General features: G+C 50.3%; 11 protein-coding genes. 4 read left to right on the top strand and 7 right to left on the bottom strand.

Annotated elements, in window-relative coordinates; translation table 11 throughout:
- Positions 1-101 precede the first annotated feature (101 nt).
- From AEA42_RS12095 to AEA42_RS12065, 7 genes are all read right to left on the bottom strand, one after another.
- A complete protein-coding gene (locus tag AEA42_RS12095; protein WP_037429840.1) occupies positions 102-1,346 on the bottom strand; it encodes a dicarboxylate/amino acid:cation symporter in 1,245 nt (414 codons plus the stop codon).
- Positions 1,347-1,736: 390 nt separating this feature from the next.
- Positions 1,737-2,609, bottom strand: coding sequence for a Wadjet anti-phage system protein JetD domain-containing protein (locus AEA42_RS12090; protein WP_055647852.1), 873 nt, complete (start codon positions 2,607-2,609; stop codon positions 1,737-1,739).
- Positions 2,597-3,817 (bottom strand): hypothetical protein, encoded by a 1,221-nt coding sequence (locus AEA42_RS12085; protein ID WP_055647851.1) that lies wholly within the window; start codon positions 3,815-3,817, stop codon positions 2,597-2,599. Before AEA42_RS12085 ends, AEA42_RS12090 begins: the two co-directional genes overlap by 13 nt.
- Before the next feature lie 42 nt (positions 3,818-3,859).
- Complete coding sequence (locus AEA42_RS12080) at positions 3,860-4,513, bottom strand: hypothetical protein (RefSeq protein WP_037422308.1); 654 nt, start codon at positions 4,511-4,513, stop codon at positions 3,860-3,862.
- Between the two features lie 8 nt (positions 4,514-4,521).
- Positions 4,522-8,193, bottom strand: a complete 3,672-nt coding sequence (locus tag AEA42_RS12075) for an ATP-binding protein (protein WP_055647850.1) — start codon at positions 8,191-8,193, stop codon at positions 4,522-4,524.
- Between the two features lie 226 nt (positions 8,194-8,419).
- Positions 8,420-9,031 (bottom strand): response regulator, encoded by a 612-nt coding sequence (locus AEA42_RS12070; RefSeq protein ID WP_055647849.1) that lies wholly within the window; start codon positions 9,029-9,031, stop codon positions 8,420-8,422.
- Positions 9,028-10,965, bottom strand: a complete 1,938-nt coding sequence (locus AEA42_RS12065; protein ID WP_156312336.1) for a PhnD/SsuA/transferrin family substrate-binding protein — start codon at positions 10,963-10,965, stop codon at positions 9,028-9,030. Before AEA42_RS12065 ends, AEA42_RS12070 begins: the two co-directional genes overlap by 4 nt.
- Positions 10,966-11,170: 205 nt before the next feature.
- Between AEA42_RS12065 and dsrO the strand changes: the two genes are divergently transcribed.
- The 4 genes from dsrO to AEA42_RS23050 all read left to right on the top strand — a co-directional run bounded on the left by dsrO (position 11,171) and on the right by AEA42_RS23050 (position 17,714).
- Positions 11,171-11,926, top strand: a complete 756-nt coding sequence (dsrO, locus tag AEA42_RS12060; RefSeq protein ID WP_037421925.1) for a sulfate reduction electron transfer complex DsrMKJOP subunit DsrO — start codon at positions 11,171-11,173, stop codon at positions 11,924-11,926.
- Complete coding sequence (gene nrfD / locus AEA42_RS12055) at positions 11,916-13,010, top strand: NrfD/PsrC family molybdoenzyme membrane anchor subunit (RefSeq protein WP_055647848.1); 1,095 nt, start codon at positions 11,916-11,918, stop codon at positions 13,008-13,010. The genes dsrO and nrfD overlap by 11 nt, the downstream gene beginning before the upstream one ends.
- Before the next feature lie 50 nt (positions 13,011-13,060).
- On the top strand, positions 13,061-16,168 hold the full coding sequence (locus tag AEA42_RS12050) for a tetrathionate reductase subunit A (RefSeq protein WP_055647847.1): 3,108 nt from the start codon (positions 13,061-13,063) through the stop codon (positions 16,166-16,168).
- 235 nt (positions 16,169-16,403) lie between these two features.
- Positions 16,404-17,714, top strand: coding sequence for a PAS domain-containing methyl-accepting chemotaxis protein (locus AEA42_RS23050; RefSeq protein WP_037421917.1), 1,311 nt, complete (start codon positions 16,404-16,406; stop codon positions 17,712-17,714).
- The last annotated feature ends 46 nt before the right edge of the window (positions 17,715-17,760 follow it).

Raw genomic sequence — 17,760 nt, 5'->3', positions numbered from 1 at the left:
GACAAAAGGCAAGAAAATAGACCAATATCAATCCTGATTTATTTAACAAAAAAGCCACTTTAATCAGTGGCTTTTAGTATTTAGGAAGATGCTTGAGGACGTTAATTCTTGGCTAACTCAAGCTCATGCACTTTTTCGGTTTGATCGACTATGGTCAATACCGCGGTATCGCCCACTACGTTGCAAGAGGTCAGCACCATATCGATGATGCGATCCAGCGCGGCCACAATCGCAAAGGCTTCAATCGGTAAACCCATTTGATGGATTAACACGCCAATCATCACCATACCGCCACCGGGCACCCCACCCGCGCCAACCGATAATAAAAAGATACTAAATAGCAGCGATGGCAATTGCTCGCTGGTGATTGGCATACCGAAGGCATTGGCAACAAAGAAAATCGCAATAGTGATATAAATCGCCACGCCGCCCATATTCATGGTCGCCCCGAGCGGTACGCCAAAGCCTGCCACAGCGCGGTTAACCCCGAGTTTTTCAGTCAAGGTACGCATAGTCACAGGAATCGTGGCATTGGAGCTGGCGGTAGACAGTGAAAACAGCACTTGCTCCTGCGTCTTCGCCCGAAAGGCCTTAGCCGAAATCGGTGTAAACATACCGACCGCCAACGGATAGACCACAAAAATCCACAACAACAGCAGGGCTAGAATGATCACTAGGTATTCGAGCACACTCATAAATACCGCGGCATCTAAGGTAGCACCTAACTTAAACATCAGCGCAAACACCCCGAAAGGCGCAAGACTCATCACCACAGAAATCAGCTTCATCATGATTTTATTGGCGGTTTGAAAGCCTTGTACCGCACCAGCCACATGCTCGCCGAGGGACTTCATCACTCCACCTAACATCAGCGCCATAAAGATCACTTGTAGCATATTGCCCGACATAAAAGCCGCTACCGGATTACGCGGCACAATATCAATCAACAGCGCCATTAAGCTGGGGAGTTCGGTCGCGGTAATGGCGACACCATCGGTGCTGCTCATATCGACGCCTTTACCTGGGTCGAGCAGTAGCACCACTAACAGAGCGGTCGAGATGGCGACCACAGTATTAATGATGTAAAAGCCGAAGGTTTTGCCGCCAAGGCGCCCAAAGCTTTTTAAGTCCTGCAACTCGCACACGCCACAAACAATACTGACAAATACCAGAGGCACGACCAACATCATGATCATGTTGACGAACATAGTGCCGACGCCGCTAGCCAATTCGACTAAATTGCCTGAAAAAAAGCCAATATCGTTTAAAAAATACTGCACTAAAGTGCCAAGAATAAGTCCCGCAAATAGACCGATAAAGATCCGTGTCGAAAGTGATTTCATCATGCTGATCGTTTTCCCAGATAGCTCATCTTTTGATATTCATCTTCCCTAATGAGCAACATCGCCATTCCCTTTTAAGTTCAGGCGGGGATAGTGAAACATGCTGGCAGCAAATTCAATGAATAAATTTACTTATTTCATTTTAAATTAAGCCAAATTCATCACAAAAATTTTGTATTATTCTGATTTATAACAAAAATAAAATCATAGATTAATAATCACGCTATTAATACATAAGTTAAAAAATCAAAAATTAAACACTATTTAAACCAAATAAACACAATTAATCGATTGATACCGAATAAGACTAGATTTAAAAACTGAATAAATACTTTAAATAGTATTAAAAACTACAGATATCGAACTTAACAGAGAGATGGTGAAGGATAACGACTAACAATATGCCAGTAGCACTAGCTCAAGCCGATGCGACAGCAGGTGCTGCTGTTTAATGCTAATTCGTTGCTGAGTTAACCAACGGCTTAATTGCTGCCAATTTTTTAAGTCGGCTGACTGTAAATATTTAGCCTGAGGCGCTTGCTTAGCAAAGTCATCAGCGGAATTAATCTGTGGGATAGCGAGTAACTCGCTGGGCGCAAAAAGCGCTAACTGCGGCACAATACAATGGGTCATGCCCGTTAAGGTATGGGCAATTTGCAGCCCTGCGGGGTCGAGATCGGTAAAGGCAATAATCGGCATTTTACCCGCCATCGCCTGTAAAAACTGCCGCACACCGATGGGGGAATGGTGGCCGCTACCACGGTAAATCACCATAATGCGGCTAAGTTCTTCAGGTAAGCGCGCTTGGGTTATTGCATCAAATATATCTAGGTTTTCAACCACTAAGATGGCGTTAACATCAAGCTCATCGCAATGGATTTGCGCCTCATCTAAGGGAGTACGTAATGAGGCCCGTGCAGAAATCCCCAAGGGCGGCGATTCAAAACCGAGATACTTCAACAAAACATACTCGGCTTCGGGGCGGATGTTCGCCAGCTTCTCATTCTGGCTTTGGGCGGACATGGTGATGCGGTCTAGATTAAAGTCCAGTGCCTGTAAATCCACGCCCTCTTTTGCCAATACACCTTGGCGCAGCAACTCAAAATCCCGTGGCGCAAAACACAAATATTTTTCCGCACCATCCAGCTCGCCTACCTCTAACTCACGGTAAATCGTTCGCCAATTCGGGCTAAGTTTTACCCTTGAAGAGCGATTAAGATAAACGCCCTCCAAGAGTTGCAACTGCTGTTTACCTAGGCGAGCCATAATTCCACGTCGCGGATAATAAAGTTACCGGTGTAGATGGGGTGAGGTTCGCCTAAGGGCTCTAACTCGAAGTAAGCCTTATGCTCATCGGGCAAGCCTTCGTAGCCGCCAATCACTTGATAAATCCAGCTTTCGGCATCCCACGGCAGGGCTTTTTCGACTAAGTAATCGAGCGCCGATTGACGTAAGCCCGACTCAATCACATCGACGAAGTAAGTATCAACCGCTTGCTTGAGTGGATTATCAGGAATATCAAAGTCTTCGCTTTGGGTAAGCGATACACTGACATCATGCTCGCGCACAGTCTCAACTATGCCCTGACGACTAATCGACTTAATGTGGGCGACGATATTCATCAGCTCAAGCTCTTGGCTGGCGTTATGCACATCCACAGACGCTGGTGCCAATAACACTTCGGCGCGATTGAAAAGACTCGGGATTTCCTTGTGGGACACATGGTCCGCAGGACGGTAATCCGGATGCAAATCTGTGTACAGTAACCAGCCCTTAAGCAAGCGGGTACGACCACGAATTTGCCTAAAGCGACCGAGAAGTTCCAGCAACCGTCCCTGCACCACACTGAGCTCCTGGGCGCAGTCGCTCATGGTTTCCTGCAAGGTGGTCACCAGCAGCTTACGCAGCTCACGAATATCACCGGCGATTTCGCCTAATTCGCTAAACTGGAACATCTCCAAACCATTTAGCAATTCAGACACTTGGCTCTGGGCGAGTTCGTTTTCGCGGATCTTAGCGTTAATGGTACCGACATAACCGAACTCGTTGTTGATCCGCCCCCACAACACGCGGATCGAATAGCGCAAACTGTCGGCAAAGCTATACACATGCTCACTTAAATCAGACAGATACGCCTCGGCAGCACTGTAATCTGAGCTGTGACGCGCTTCTTTATAATGGTCGGCCAAGGTTTTAATGGTGGCGAGCGCCGAGCCGACGTTGGAGTCGATTTGGCGATTGCGCTCATCACTTAAACCTTCTTCGAGCAAGGCACGCACCGAGCGTTTAAGGCGCAGCTCTTGGTCTGGCTCTGGGCGCCATAAAATCCCTGCCTGTTTGAGTTTTTCAACCACGGCGGGATCATGGGCATCTTCATTGAGCGAACCCGCTAAATAAGCGTCCATAATGATGTCAGCATGGCGGCCTAACTGCTTGAGTAGCTTAACCCCAGCCTGATGTAAGTTACTGCTCATCACGGCCTCCTTGGTTGATGCTGTGCGTTATCGTCCAAGGCATCATAGCAAATCCCGCTGGGTCGCCGTTTCCGCCTGCGCCTCTAGGCTTAGGCCTTCAGTTTCGTCGATAAAGCGGATCACTTCGTACAGATAATCCAGCTTGCCCGTCGCGATATAAATTTGTTTTTCAACGTTAGGGCGCACCAGATAGCCAAGCTCCACTAAGCGTTTGAACACTAACTTAATTTGCGCATCACTATTGGTACTGGTTGAGCCGAATAAGCGGTATTGGCTGAGTTTGGCCAACTGCTCACGAAACGCAGGGGTATCTTCAATTCGACTTTGCAGCTCGGTTAACCGTACTGGCGCACCTTCGCTTAAGGGGGCATCTTGGCCGCTGGCTTCCTGCACTAATACCAGCCACTCCACCATAGGAATAAGTGCCTGACAAATATCCTTAAACTGCGATGAAATCACCTTGCGCTCGCTCTCGCCTAACTGCAAATAACCACAGAAAAACACATCACCCTCGGCGGCCGAGGCCACGGTGCGGTTGATTTGATTTAGATAAGCCTCGACCCGCTCGCGGGTGCTGTTATTTTTCAACGCGCGCCAACCATCTTCATTGGTGGTGCGGCAAATAAATTCGCCCTTGAGCAAGAGTTCGATAATGGCGCCCGTGCCGACTAAGACGGTTTGGTTAGATTCGTTCATGGCACTCATTAGATGGCCTCCTTGCTCAGGCGTTTACTCAACAAATCGGCAATCGGATTGGCTTTGGGCTTCACCACCTGCAACTTCTTAGTTTGTTTATTAATAATGTAACGGTGCTCAAACAGGTTCAGCACTTCTGACTCTGGGTTCGGGAAAGCGCCTAACACGCTGATATTGTTGTTACCACAGGCATCGAAAATCTTCTTCACGTTGGTGTGGTGCAGCGTGCCAAGTTCGTCGATCGGCCAGTGAATGGTCACATCGGCACGGCCACGTAACAAGCGCGTAAATGCCAATAGGAACTTACATAAAATCAGGTAAGCCATCCCGTGGCTCGAGGATTCGTTCAGCTGTCTGTCGGTGCGGATAATCAAATCGCTATTACCCTCTTTGAGGCGCAGCTCGATTTCAAGCAGCTTTGAAATGCCACCCGTCAGTGCAGCGCGGCCAATAATATCCAAGGCGCGGCGCATGCTGTTGGTGTATTCCTCATCGGGCAGACCATTAAAGCCGTCGGCTTTCCAATTTTTGAAGGCTTTAACAAACTGCTCAAGCTCGGGCCAAAACTCTAATTCGCTGATCTTAGAGCGAATACGAACCGCAGATTCCGATACGCCATCGAGGAATAACTCCTCGCCCACTTCGCGGGTAATGCGCGCACTCTGCGAAGCGATGCGACGGTCAATATCGGCCAGCACATCGTAAAAGGCGGTTAAATCGACACCGAAGATCCGCCCCTGCTCGCGCAGCGCCATAATGGATTGCGGCACAATCACATTGAGTAGCTGTTCAAGCTGCGGCACAAGCTTGCGGTAATCCAACAGGCGAATACCTTTGTCGTTGATAAAGCTCGACTCTTCGCGGGCACGCTCCCAGGTTTCGGCTAAGCCTGAACCTGACTTGCTGGCAATCACAGAGTCGAAATGCTCCACATATTGCTTAACCGAGCCCATCAAATAATCGCGTTTTAGCAGTAAATCTTCGCCCTGACGCAAACGTTCACCAAGGCTACCTTGGGCTTCTTCATTGTTGGCGGGCAGTTTCAGCTCCGCCAACTTACGCATCACGGCGCGCAGTTTAGTTAAGTTTTCAGAGGCTTCAATCTGCGCCGCATCCGAGGCCTTACGTTCGGTCTCGAGTTGTTGGCGACGGGTTTTCACCTCTTGGGTCTTGGCTTTAAGCTGCTGATCGATTTCTGAGGCGGCACGTTTCACGTCGCTTAACTGGGTTTGCAGCTTGGGCTTACGGATAAGCCAAGTGTGTTGATACCAATCGTCAAAGCGCAATACTTCGCTGCGACGCTGCTCGGCGCGGCTGATTTTGGTTTCAAGCTCACGGATTTGTTGCTTGAGTTTAAGGATATTGTCCTCATCCACACCGCGGGATTTAAGCTCGTTTTTGTACCAGGTTTCACAGGCTTTTTGCTCAGCCTTAGCGCTTTCGCGGCGGGCGTCGATAGTGGCCTTGATTTGCCCCAGTTGATTGTCGAGCGCGCCAATGACTTCCTGCCAGTAGGCTTGTTTTTCCATGCGCGCTTCGAGCGCCTGCTCTTTTTGCTCTTCGAGCCAGAGCTGATGTTGATGCTTAAGCTGCTTTAACTCGCCATCGAGTTGAGTTAAGCGCTGCTGGGCAAAGGCTTTACGCTCGGCCAGCGCCTTGTTGATTTTATCCTGCTCACCGCGTTTTTCATCGAACAGACGACGTAAATCATCGCGGCTATTCTTGTAAGCCGTGCGGGCAAAGGTCAGTTCGCGGCTGAGTTTATCCAGCTCGCCGTTAATCGCCACCAGCTGTGATTCGGCCTCGGCCTGTAATTCCTGCGCGCTTTGCAGCGCCTCTTCGGCCTTGCTTAAACGAATACGCAATTCCTGCTCGGAGGCGGCATATTCAGGCACATCGATGGCTTTAAGATCTAAATGCACCCCAAACACAGTGTCGCTCTCGCCCATCACACTCGGGTGTAAATCGGTGCGATGCAACAACTCTGGCGCAATCACTTTACCCAGACTTTGCTCCCAACCTTGGGCTTCCTTACGCAGGAACTCGAGCAAGGTATGGGATTGCGGGAACAGCATATGGTGCAGTTCATCGAGCGCGGTTTGGCGCTCGTTAACCCGCAGGCTGGCGATACGCAGTGCTTCGTTGGCTTGGTCGCGTTTGGCGCGTAATTTACGCTCCTCGCCCGTTAAGCGCTCAACCTTGGTATTGCAGCTTTCTTGCTCTTCGTCGGCGCGGTGAATCCGCTCGTCGAAAATCGCAAGGCTTAACTTTTCTTCCTCGGTGTAGGTTACGCCATCGACACGTAACTTAAGCTCGGCGGCATTGAGTTTGAATTGGTATTCCTGCTCGCTAAAGCTCGCCTTGCCCGCATCCATTTGGCTGCGCCATTGGGCTTCGAGGGCATCGAGATCGGCTCTTGCCACTTCACGCTGCTTATCGCGCGCTTCGCGCTGTTTGTCCTGTTCGGCGTGCAAACCTTCGAGCTCGCGGTTTAACTGCTCGCCAATTTTGCTGCGACGGGCATTGTAAGCCGCTTCAATATCTTGGTGTTTTTCGGTTTGTAACTTATGGCGCTCGCTTAAGTTTTCCATGTCAGCGCGCCAGTTTGGCAGCATATCCAGGTCGGCCTTAGCTTGCTCGATATTGGCATCTAAAAAGGCGCCGTGCTGATCTTCAATGGCATCTAACTCGTACTCGCACTTGGCTACGTCACCCTTGGCGGCGGATAGGTCGAGGTTAAGCTCATCGCGCACTTCTTTCCATTCGTCATCCAACATTCGAAGCTTTAAATTCAGCTCCTTAGACAGAGTTTGTTGGATCTCTAACCGATCGGCCTCTAGGGTCTCATCATTGCGATAGCCACGGGACAGACTCGAGAGACGCATCTCGGCGCTGAGCAGTTGGTTAAATTCCTGCTCGAGCTTTTCAAACTCGGGGCGGATCACTTCAAAGCCTTGGATTAATTGACTCTCGCGGATCCACGCCTCAACGCGTTGCGGATTGAGGCGTGAGCTAGGTGGATTTACCCCGTCTTCTTCTAAAATGGCGGCGATCATGGATTTGACCGTTTCCATTTTGCCTTCTTTGGAGTGCACCGCTTTAGCGAGTTTTTCGATATGGCGCAGTGAATGCTCACCTTCACACAGGGCAAATTGGCGCGCATAGGCTCGCAGTTCGCTACGGTTGCTGCCCGTGCTTAACAAAGTGCGATCGTTTTGAATAATCGCGCGATATTCGCGGGTGTTGAGCAAGTTGGTGGTGGCTACGCCCTGGCGTTTTAAATCACGGCCAAGTTCCGCCATGTTGTGACATAAAATAGTGTCACCATTTTGCGATTTAATATAATCACTTAACTCAAAACCCTTGGCGATAAAGCGGTAGTTCACGCCTTTGCCATCACCCGCCGAGGCGAGCACGGCTTGATAGAGCAAGCCATCGGCCTTTTGGTATTCGTAAATGATGTAGCTTGAATCGTGTGGCAAGTACCAACGCTCGAAACTGTCACGGGTTGAAGGCACCACGCGGCTAGGATATTCGCCATAAAATACCGGTACTAAACGTTGTAGCGTGGTTTTACCCGAGGCGTTAGTACCACAAATATTGGTATGGCCATTGAGGGCGAGTTCCACAACGCCCGGAAGGTGCGTATCAATCAGCACAATACGAATCAAGCTTGGCATTTCATTCCTTATCCAAACGGGAGCACCTTATGTAAAAGCGAACGATAAGGTCATCCAAAAGCGGCATCGAACTTCAAACATGGTGATGTTAAAAATCGTGGCCTTAAAATTAAGCCCCTAAAATAAGGCAATCGTCGAGCCTTGGCAATTAAGCACCTAGGGCTGAATGCGTTAGCTCACATCAAACGGCCAAGGATACGCCAATTCGCCCCAACAAAGGGGAGTTTTATGCGGGGGGAAGGCGATCGGCAATCCGGCCGTAGATTAACATCATCTCGGCGAGCGAGCTGACCTGCATGCCTTTCATCAAGTTCGCACGGTGAATTTCGACTGTGCGCATGGCGATGCACAGCGTATCGGCGATCTCCTGATTCTTATAGCCTTTGGCGATCAGAGTAAGGATTTCCCGCTCCCGCGGTGTGAGCGACAGATAAGTCTGAAGATATTGATTATTTTGATAATGCTCCTTAGCATTCGCCAAGGCTTTTACCACAGCGTCCGCGAGCTTAGCGCCATCCGCGGGCTTTTGGAAAAAATCCACCGCCCCGCGTTTTAGCGCCTCCACCGCCATGGGCACATCGCCATGGCCAGTCAAATAAATTACCGCCAGCGGACTATTGTGCTGCACTAATTGCGCATGTAACTGCGGCCCACTTAAGCCCGGCATACGAACATCGACTAAGGCGCAGCCCGGCTGACTTAAATCGATGGCGGCAAAAAATGCCTCGGCGCTATCAAAGTCACGGATATTCAAGCCATAGCTTTCGAGCATAAACCGCAGCGAGCGGCGCACCGACTCATCATCATCGATTAAATACACGGGCAATTCGTGGCTCATGCTGGTGCTCCATCAAACTTACGGGGTAAGGATACCTGCGCTTGGCAGCCGCCACTTAAAGCGGTTTCGAGGCTAAAGCGGCCACCATGACTCTCGGCGATATCACGGCAAATCACCAGCCCTAGCCCTAAGCCCTCGGACTTAGTCGAATAAAAGGCTTGCATCAGCAGATTGGCATCCTCAGTTAAACCTGTGCCATTGTCTGTGACCGTGAGCAGTAGCTTGTGTTCTTGGTAACGCAGGTCGATATCAATCGTGGGCTGATAGGGTTTCGAGGCATCGACCTCGCTCTGTTGGCGTTGCACACAGGCATCGGCGGCATTTTTCAAAAGGTTGAGCAATAGTTGCTGCATGCCCACTTCATCTAAAGGCAATTGATAGGCTTCGCCGCTCACATTGGTTGAAAGCTGGATATGGTGCTGCTCCAGCTCATAGGCAAGCAGCGGCGCAGTATCATTCACTAACTGATGTAAATACAGAGGCTGCTTAGAGACAGGCCGCTTTTTCAATAAATTACGTAAACGGCTGATAATACTGTCGGCGCGGCTGACTTCTTGCTGGATTAAAGTCAGCACGGATTGTAATTCTTCTGGACTGGTCCCACGCTGCAAACGTACCTCGGCGCCATGGCAATAATGGCCGATCGCCGCCAAAGGTTGGTTGAGTTCGTGGGAGAGGCTAGCCCCAAGCTCCCCCGCAATCGCAATGCGCTGAGCGTGCTCCAACAGGGCTCGGTTTTCACTGAGTTGCCTCTGGGTATTGATTAACTCTCGGCCGCGGCGACTAAAGCGGTATTCGAGCCAGAAATGGTAGACATTGAGCAATACCAATATGGTCAACGCAAACCAAGCCCAATGTTGATGCAGTTTTACCCATTGCCATGCCCGCTGCCACCAAGGGGCTTGCAGTGGATGCATATCCAGATCTTTAAGCAGTTGATCTATCGCCAATTGACTCACGGCCGTGGTCCAACCCGCAGATTCGGCGGCTTTAGCGGCGGGGCTGTCTTCGGGTAATGCTAGTAGGGCTTGAGTCACCTGTTTTGCGAGGGATTGGGGCGCACGGTTGGTTTTAGCCATAGACCAGTTGGGATATAACCGACTCGAGACTTGGCAATGAAACCCCGCAGGCGCCTGATTATCGAGCACCCGATAATCTTGCAGCTTGATCAAACCTTCGGCCTGCATTTGCTCAAGCTGACATACGGGCACAATTGCCGCATCTAAACTTGGGGATTTATCGCTTGGCTTATCTGTCGCACCGAGCTGATAAATAAGGTTATCGAGTGGAAAACCTAAGGGGATAATTTCTCCTACAAAATGGGGTAAATCTACCCCCTTAAGCTGCGCCTCATAAACTAAAGTGAGATAACCGCCGAAGGCATTTTTAGAGACAATCCCGAGTCGCTTGTCCTTAAGATCTTTTAAGGTCTGATAGGGCGAATCGGCTCTGACCACCAGCGCAGACCCCACTTGCATCGCAGCGCCATTATTGATTGGGCTTCGTAGGGTGGCGAGCCAAGACAGGGAAAATTGCCGCGCCAACATCACCGACTGCCCAGGGTTAGTGATAACAAAGTCCAACGCTTCGGTTTCAACGCCTTTGGCTAATTCTTCAATGCTTAAAGGATGCAATCTAAAGTAACTATTAGGTATTTGCGACTCAAGCCAGCCCATCAAAGGCTGCCAACGATTGACTGTGCTCTTATAGCCCCGTATTGCCAATACGCCGACATCGACCACTTGATAGTTTGCGCCAGCTTCATCCATCAACTCTCCCGCAGGAGCAACAGTTAATGCGCCTACAGTTTTATCCTGAGTGGCCAAAACTTCTGCCATGGCTGAGATACTCAGTAGGCTAAACAATACGATGGCGAGTTTCACCGCCATTCGCCAGCCATTGGTTGATACGACAAAACCCAACACTGTATCCATTCTCCTAAGCTTTAAGATTCAATCCTAAACAATAACCCCTAAACTCTTAAAGGTCATTCTAACTGATATTTATTGCGCTAGATCAAGTCCCTATCCGATATGTGGAAAACCACTATAGAGATGCCACCTCCCCTTTTACAGAATGCGCTTAACGCTAAACCCGCGGTCTTCGACCCGTTTTATCTGTAAGAGTGAAGGAAATCCTATGGACAAGAGTAAACGTCAGTTTCTCGGAAAAATGGCCAGTGTGAGTGTCGGCGCCGCGCTCATTCCCGTCGTGCAAGTGCAGGCACAACAGACTGAACCTGCACCTACAGGCAAACGCTACGGTATGGTCATCGATTTGCGCCGCTGCGTCGGCTGCCAAGCCTGCACCGTGGCATGCACCTTCGAAAACCTGCCACCTTTGGGGCAATTTCGTACCACGGTACAGCAATACGAAGTGTCACAACAGGATGCTACCACGCCACCCGCATTTTTAATGCTGCCAAGACTGTGTAATCACTGTGAGAACCCGCCTTGCATTCCTATTTGCCCCACGGGAGCCACCTTCCAACGCCCAGATGGCATTGTGGTCGTCAACAACGAATGGTGCGTCGGTTGCGGATACTGTGTGCAGGCTTGCCCCTACGATGCCCGCTTTATCAACCATGAGACCAACAGTGCCGATAAATGCACCTTCTGCGCCCATAGGCTCGAAGCTGGACTACTGCCCGCCTGTGTCGAAACCTGCGTTGGTGAAGCGAGGGTGATTGGCGATCTAAACGATCCTAATAGTCAAATCAGTCAGTTACTCACAGCCAATAAGACAGATATCAAGGTACTCAAGCCCGATGCCAATACGGCCCCCAGAGTATTTTATATCGGCATGAACAGCGCCTTTGAAGATCGTATCAACGGCCAAGCCCCCGTTCGCACCCTACTGACTGACACTGGCGAGGAGATCCACCATGGTCATTAAAGAAATCTTTACCCCCGATATTGCCATCACTTGGCTGCCTTGGGCGGTGCAATACTTTTTTCTGATGGGTTTGGCCTACGCCAGTGTGTGGGTGGCGACCATCCATTTATTTAGCGCGAAACAAACCGATGCCAGACTGCTCAAACTCTGCGCCTGTTTGATGCTTACCGCCGGCATAGTCGCGCCGATTGCGCTACTTGCTGACCTGCACCAACCGCTGCGGGCATGGCATTTCTATGCCCAAATCAGACCGCATTCGTGGATGTGGTACGGCGCTTTTTTACTGCCGATATTTTCCGGTGCGAGTGCCCTTTTTGCTTGGCTCTTACTGCGCCAATACTTGCCAACTAAAGCCTCGACACAAGGGGAATCGTCCCAAGATTGGGTAAGGCGTATTGCTCAACTTATCCGCCTCGGAGACTGGGATAGCGATAAATGGATCAAGCCAATCGCACTGATTGCTAGCCTAAGCGCCTGCAGTATTGCGCTTTATACCGGAATGGAAACCATGGCGATCAAAGCACGGCCGCTCTGGCATACCTATTGGTTGCCGCCATTGATGGCGACCAGTGCCCTACTCGCCGCCTGCGGTACTCTCGCCCTGCTCAATCGTGTTTTGCACGGTTATCAAGCCAGCACCCAAGACAGGTTGTTGCAATGGGTTAGGGCAAGCTTTGGCCTCTTCGCCCTGTGTCTTATCGGCTGGGCCTTATTCGATAAAGGCTCGGCGCACGAAGCGGCGCTGTTATTAGACACCAGCCCAAGCTGGCAACTCGCCGCTATCTGGGTATTGGTTACCCTCGCTTTGCTGGCATTGGTATTGGCAGTACGCCGCCTCCCCTCGGTATTGATGTTAGTCGTGAGTTTAACGGCGGTGCATCTGGCATGGGGATTTCGCTGGATTGTACTTATCCAAGCGCAAACCGACCCAAAATACGGCGCGGGCACTTATTTCTATCAACTGCCTTGGGGGCCAGAGGGGCTATTAGGTATTGCGGGCACCTTTGGTCTCTGGATCGCATTGATGGTGTTAGTGTCTGAATTTATTCGCTATCAACCTCGCTCAGCCCATCAGGCCTTGTGAGCCACAGCACCGTTCATATTAAGAGAAGTTACCGCATTAAGGAGTCCGTAATGGATAAGAGTAAACGTCGTTTTATCAAAGGCGCAGCTGTGACGGGTGGCGTGGGGTTATTTGCCGCAGGTTACAGCCATACCTTAGCGCAAATGGGCAAAGGGGTCGTGCATGGCAGTTCGGGGAAAACCACCCAAGATCCCATCCATGGCAATTCGCTAGCCCCTGAATATAAAGTAGATCTAACCTCAGGCCAGCTGATTGGCAACGATGAACAACGCATCGCCAATACCATGTGTCTCGGTTGCTGGACCAAGTGTGGCGTGCGCGCCCGTATTGATAATAAGACAGATAAAATTCTCCGCATCAGCGGCAATCCCTATCATCCGCTCTCGGCGCGGGAACATATCGACTTCGATACCCCGATCAAAACCGCCTTAGTCGGCTTAAGCGCCTATCAAGAGCAAGGCTTACAAGGGCGTTCCACCGCCTGCGCCCGTGGCAATGCCATGTTAGAACAATTAGATAGCCCCTACCGTGTCACCCAATGCCTTAAACGAGTAGGGCCGCGCGGCAGTGGGCAATGGCAAAGCATCAGTTTCGAGCAACTGCTGACTGAGGTTGTCGATGGCGGTGACTTATTTGGTGAGGGGCATGTGGAGGGCTTAAGAGCGATTCGCGATATCAGCACGCCACTCGATACCAATAATCCTGAATACGGCCCCAAAGCTAACCAGCTATTGGTATCGAATGCCTCGGATGAAGGCCGAGATGTGATCATTAAACGCTTTACCTTCAATAGCTTCGGCACGCGAAATTTTGCCAACCACGGCGCCTATTGCGGCTTTACCTATCGCGCAGGTGCGGGTGCCCTGCTCGACGATTTAAAGAAATACGCCCACCTTAAGCCCGACTGGGACAATAGTGAGTTTTTGCTGTTTATCGGTACTTCACCGCAGCAGTCGGGCAACCCTTTTAAACGCCAAGCACGGCAGTTGGCCAACGCTCGGGTCGATGGGCGAGAATTCAGTTATGTGGTGGTATCGCCCATGCTGCCCAACACCTCGAACCAACCCTGCGCAGGTAACAATACTTGGCTGCCGATCCGCCCCGCGACCGACTCAGCCCTCGCCATGGGCATGCTGCGCTGGATTATCGATAACCAGCGCTACGCCAGTGCGTTTTTAACCGCGCCCAATGCCGAGGCGGCGAAAGCAGCAGGCTACCGAGGCTTCAGTAATGCCAGCTTCTTAATCATCAGCACGCCAAATCACCCCAGATACGGCCAATATTTGTATGCCAGCGATCTCGGCTTGCCCTTCGAAGGCAAAGCCTATGGCGAGCAGGACTCTCCACTGGTTGTCGATGCCGCTACTGGGCAGATCCTACCAGCCAGACAATGCGCCAAGGCGCAACTTGAGGTGGAGCAAAGCGTGAATACGCCAAAGGGCGAGCTGAGCGTGAAATCCAGTTTTAAGCTGCTCAGTGAAGCCGCGCGCAGTGTCGAGATGGCCGACTACGCCAAGGAGTGCGATATCAGCGAGACGCAAATTGCCGCACTCGCCCACAAGTTTACTAGCCATGGCACTAAGGCGGCGGTGATCTCCCACGGCGGCACTATGAGTGCAAACGGTTTTTACAGCGCATGGGCGATCATGATGCTTAACGCCATGATTGGTAACCTAAATCTTAAGGGCGGTGCGATAGCTAAGGGTGGCACCTTCCCCGCCTTTGGTGCTGGTCCAAGGTACAATTTGCAGGACTTTGACGGCATGGTCGAACCTAAGGGCGTATTCCTTTCCCGCTCTAAGTTCCCCTACGAGAAAACCTCTGAATATCGCCGTAAAGTCGAAGCGGGAGAGTCGCCCTATCCGTCGAAGGAGCCTTGGTTCCCTATCTCATCGCCCCTACTCGGTGAGCATTTAACTGCGGCTGTGCACGGTTATCCCTATCGACTCAAGGCGTGGATCAACCATATGGGTAATCCGATTTATGGTCAGGCGGGACTCGGCGAAGCCATTGGTGCACAATTAAAAGATCCCAAAGTATTACCGCTATTTATCAGCATCGACAGCTTTATCAATGAGACCTCGGCGCTGTCGGACTACATAGTGCCCGACACCTTAACCTATGAATCTTGGGGCTGGAGCGCCGCGTGGCATGGCACACTCACCAAAGAAGCCACCGGGCGCTGGCCGATTGTCGAGCCGAGGGTCGCCAAAACCGCCGATGGCGATGTGATTTGTATGGAATCCTTCCTTAGCCAAGTGGCGATAAAGCTCAATCTGCCCGGCTTTGGCGCCAATGCGGTCAAGGCCGCCGATGGCAGTTTGCATCCCCTGAGCCGCGCGGCCGATTTTTCGCTCTACGGCGCGGCAAACGTGGCCTACCTTGGTAAACCCGTTGCCGATATCAATGCCGAAGATATGTACTTCAGTGGTGTTGGGCGCATTCAAGCGGAACTCAATGCCAGACTCAAACCCGAAGAAGTCAAAAAAGTCAGTTACTTATTTGCCCGTGGCGGCCGCTTTGAGAATATCAGCGCCGGGCGTGACGAGGCGGGCAACCCCAGCAAGGTTTGGCCAAAACCCTTAATGCTGTGGAACCCAGAGGTGGGCAGTCGGCGCAATAGCTTAAGCGGCGAATATATGAGCGGCTGTCCACGGCGTTATCACCCTGCGCTCGCCAACGGCACGCCCTTGGAGCAAGCATTCGATAAGTCACAGTGGCCGCTGCTGATCAGCAGTTATAAGTCGCACACCATGAGTTCGATGAGTATAGGTTCGGACCGTTTACGCCAAGTACACCCCAATAATCCGGTGCGCATCAATGAGCAAACCGCCAAGCGCTTTGGTATCAAGACCGGGGATACGGTCAAGCTCAGTACGCCTAATGGCAGTGTGGTGGCTTTGGTGGAATGTGTGGCGGGCGTACATCCCGACTGCATTGCCATCGAGCACGGTTATGGCCATAAGGAGTTAGGCGCGCGGGATATAGTCATCGATGATAAAAAGATTGCCGCCAATCCGCTGATCCGCGTAGGAGTCAATATGAACGACTTGAATCTGTTCGACCCAAGCCGCCATGGGCGCTATCCGCTGGTGGACTGGGCCAGCGGCGCCTCGGCGCGGCAAGGACTCCCAGCCAAAATAGAAAAAATCGCTTAACCCCTAAGCCAAGGTAACAAGGAGGTTACCTTGGCTATCAATTTATCCTGCCCAGTTTTATAAAAAATGATCTAACCCAACTCTTTGGGAGTATTCTACGTGTTAATAAATGACTCAGAAATCAAGCAACGACTAAAATCCTAGCTATATTTAACACTATCCATGTGGTTCAGATTTTTGGGCATTATGTCGCATAGCCGTTTTTGAGTTTGCCAAACTCATTAGGAGTACTTCAGTGTTTAATTCTTCATTACGTAAAAGCCTTGAAATCAGTGAAACTAAACGCAAGGAAGCTGAAGCCACTATTGACTCAATAAAGGATTGTATTGCCACTATCGAATTCTCGCCAGAAGGCGTTGTCATTGATGCTAACCATATATTTTTGAATGAAATAGGTTATAGCCTGCATGAGATCGTCGGCAAACACCATAGATTATTCTGCTCCTCAGAATTAGCCAATTCACCTAGCTACCAGCAGTTTTGGACAAGCCTAAAATCAGGCCAACCTAAAGAAGGCAATTTTCAACGGTTCCGTAAAGATGGCGAAGAGGTCTGGTTAAGGGCAACTTATTTTCCGATCAAGATGGACGGCAAAGTCATCAAAATTATGAAAATTGCCTCTGACATCACCCAAGATAAACACAAACTCGATGATCAAATGGCCATTTTTACTGCGCTTAATCGTGCCCAAGCCATTATTGAATTTAAACCCGATGGCACCATTTTGCAGGCTAATGAAAAATTCTTAAAAACCATGGGTTATCAAGCTGCGCAAATCGTAGGAAAACACCATCGAATATTATGTTTCGATGCCTTTTATCAACAGAATCCGCGCTTTTGGGATGAACTCAAACACGGTAGATATCAACAAGGACTCTTCGAGCGTAAAAATGCCTATGGGAATTCTGTATGGCTAGAGGCCGTGTATAACCCTGTGGTGGATGAAAATGGCAAAGTGGTTAAAGTCATTAAATTTGCGAGTGATATCACTAAAAGAATTGAGCAAAGTCATGCTGTACGACAAGCGGCGGATATTGCACTTGAGACATCCCAACTCACAGTAGAGCAAGCTATTGAAGGTGTTAAATTACTGGATGCGACAGTTAATACTTCAAATGCTATCGCGGAACAAACGGTAAAAACCACTAAATCTATTACCCAACTCAATGAGCAATCCCAAAGTATTCAAGCGATTGTCGCTACCATAAGCTCCATTGCTGACCAGACGAACCTACTGGCACTTAATGCAGCAATAGAAGCGGCCCGTGCTGGCGAACAGGGACGAGGCTTTGCTGTGGTGGCCGATGAGGTACGTCAGCTTGCCGCAAGGACCAGTAAATCCACCAATGAAATTGCCGCAGTGGTTGAGAAAAATAGCCAGCTCACCGCCAGTGCCACCAGCATGATGAACGAGGTGGAGCGAATCGCTGAACAAGGTAAGCAGCAGTTAGTAGAAGTGACAACTGTGATGAGCCATATTCGTACTGGCGCGGAAAATGTCGCCAATACCGTATCCCAACTGTCGATTGATGAGCAACATCGTTAGCATTAAAACGCCTTGGTTTGGGATACAGTCAATCCTTATCCCAAAC

The sequence above is a fragment of the Shewanella sp. Sh95 genome, assembly GCF_001308045.1.
Classification (GTDB): Bacteria; Pseudomonadota; Gammaproteobacteria; order Enterobacterales; family Shewanellaceae; genus Shewanella; species Shewanella xiamenensis.
Note: the sequence above shows the minus strand (reverse complement) of the source record. Positions and strands in the feature narration are given on the sequence as shown.

What these genes read in the sequence shown, in the direction of transcription:
- AEA42_RS12095 (WP_037429840.1), bottom strand. Translation starts at nt 1,346, where the DNA reads ATGATGAAATCACTTTCGACACGGATCTTTATCGGTCTATTTGCGGGA.
- AEA42_RS12090 (WP_055647852.1), bottom strand. Translation starts at nt 2,609, where the DNA reads ATGGCTCGCCTAGGTAAACAGCAGTTGCAACTCTTGGAGGGCGTTTAT.
- AEA42_RS12085 (WP_055647851.1), bottom strand. Translation starts at nt 3,817, where the DNA reads ATGAGCAGTAACTTACATCAGGCTGGGGTTAAGCTACTCAAGCAGTTA.
- AEA42_RS12080 (WP_037422308.1), bottom strand. Translation starts at nt 4,513, where the DNA reads ATGAACGAATCTAACCAAACCGTCTTAGTCGGCACGGGCGCCATTATC.
- AEA42_RS12075 (WP_055647850.1), bottom strand. Translation starts at nt 8,193, where the DNA reads ATGCCAAGCTTGATTCGTATTGTGCTGATTGATACGCACCTTCCGGGC.
- AEA42_RS12070 (WP_055647849.1), bottom strand. Translation starts at nt 9,031, where the DNA reads ATGAGCCACGAATTGCCCGTGTATTTAATCGATGATGATGAGTCGGTG.
- AEA42_RS12065 (WP_156312336.1), bottom strand. Translation starts at nt 10,965, where the DNA reads ATGGATACAGTGTTGGGTTTTGTCGTATCAACCAATGGCTGGCGAATG.
- dsrO (WP_037421925.1), top strand. Translation starts at nt 11,171, where the DNA reads ATGGACAAGAGTAAACGTCAGTTTCTCGGAAAAATGGCCAGTGTGAGT.
- nrfD (WP_055647848.1), top strand. Translation starts at nt 11,916, where the DNA reads ATGGTCATTAAAGAAATCTTTACCCCCGATATTGCCATCACTTGGCTG.
- AEA42_RS12050 (WP_055647847.1), top strand. Translation starts at nt 13,061, where the DNA reads ATGGATAAGAGTAAACGTCGTTTTATCAAAGGCGCAGCTGTGACGGGT.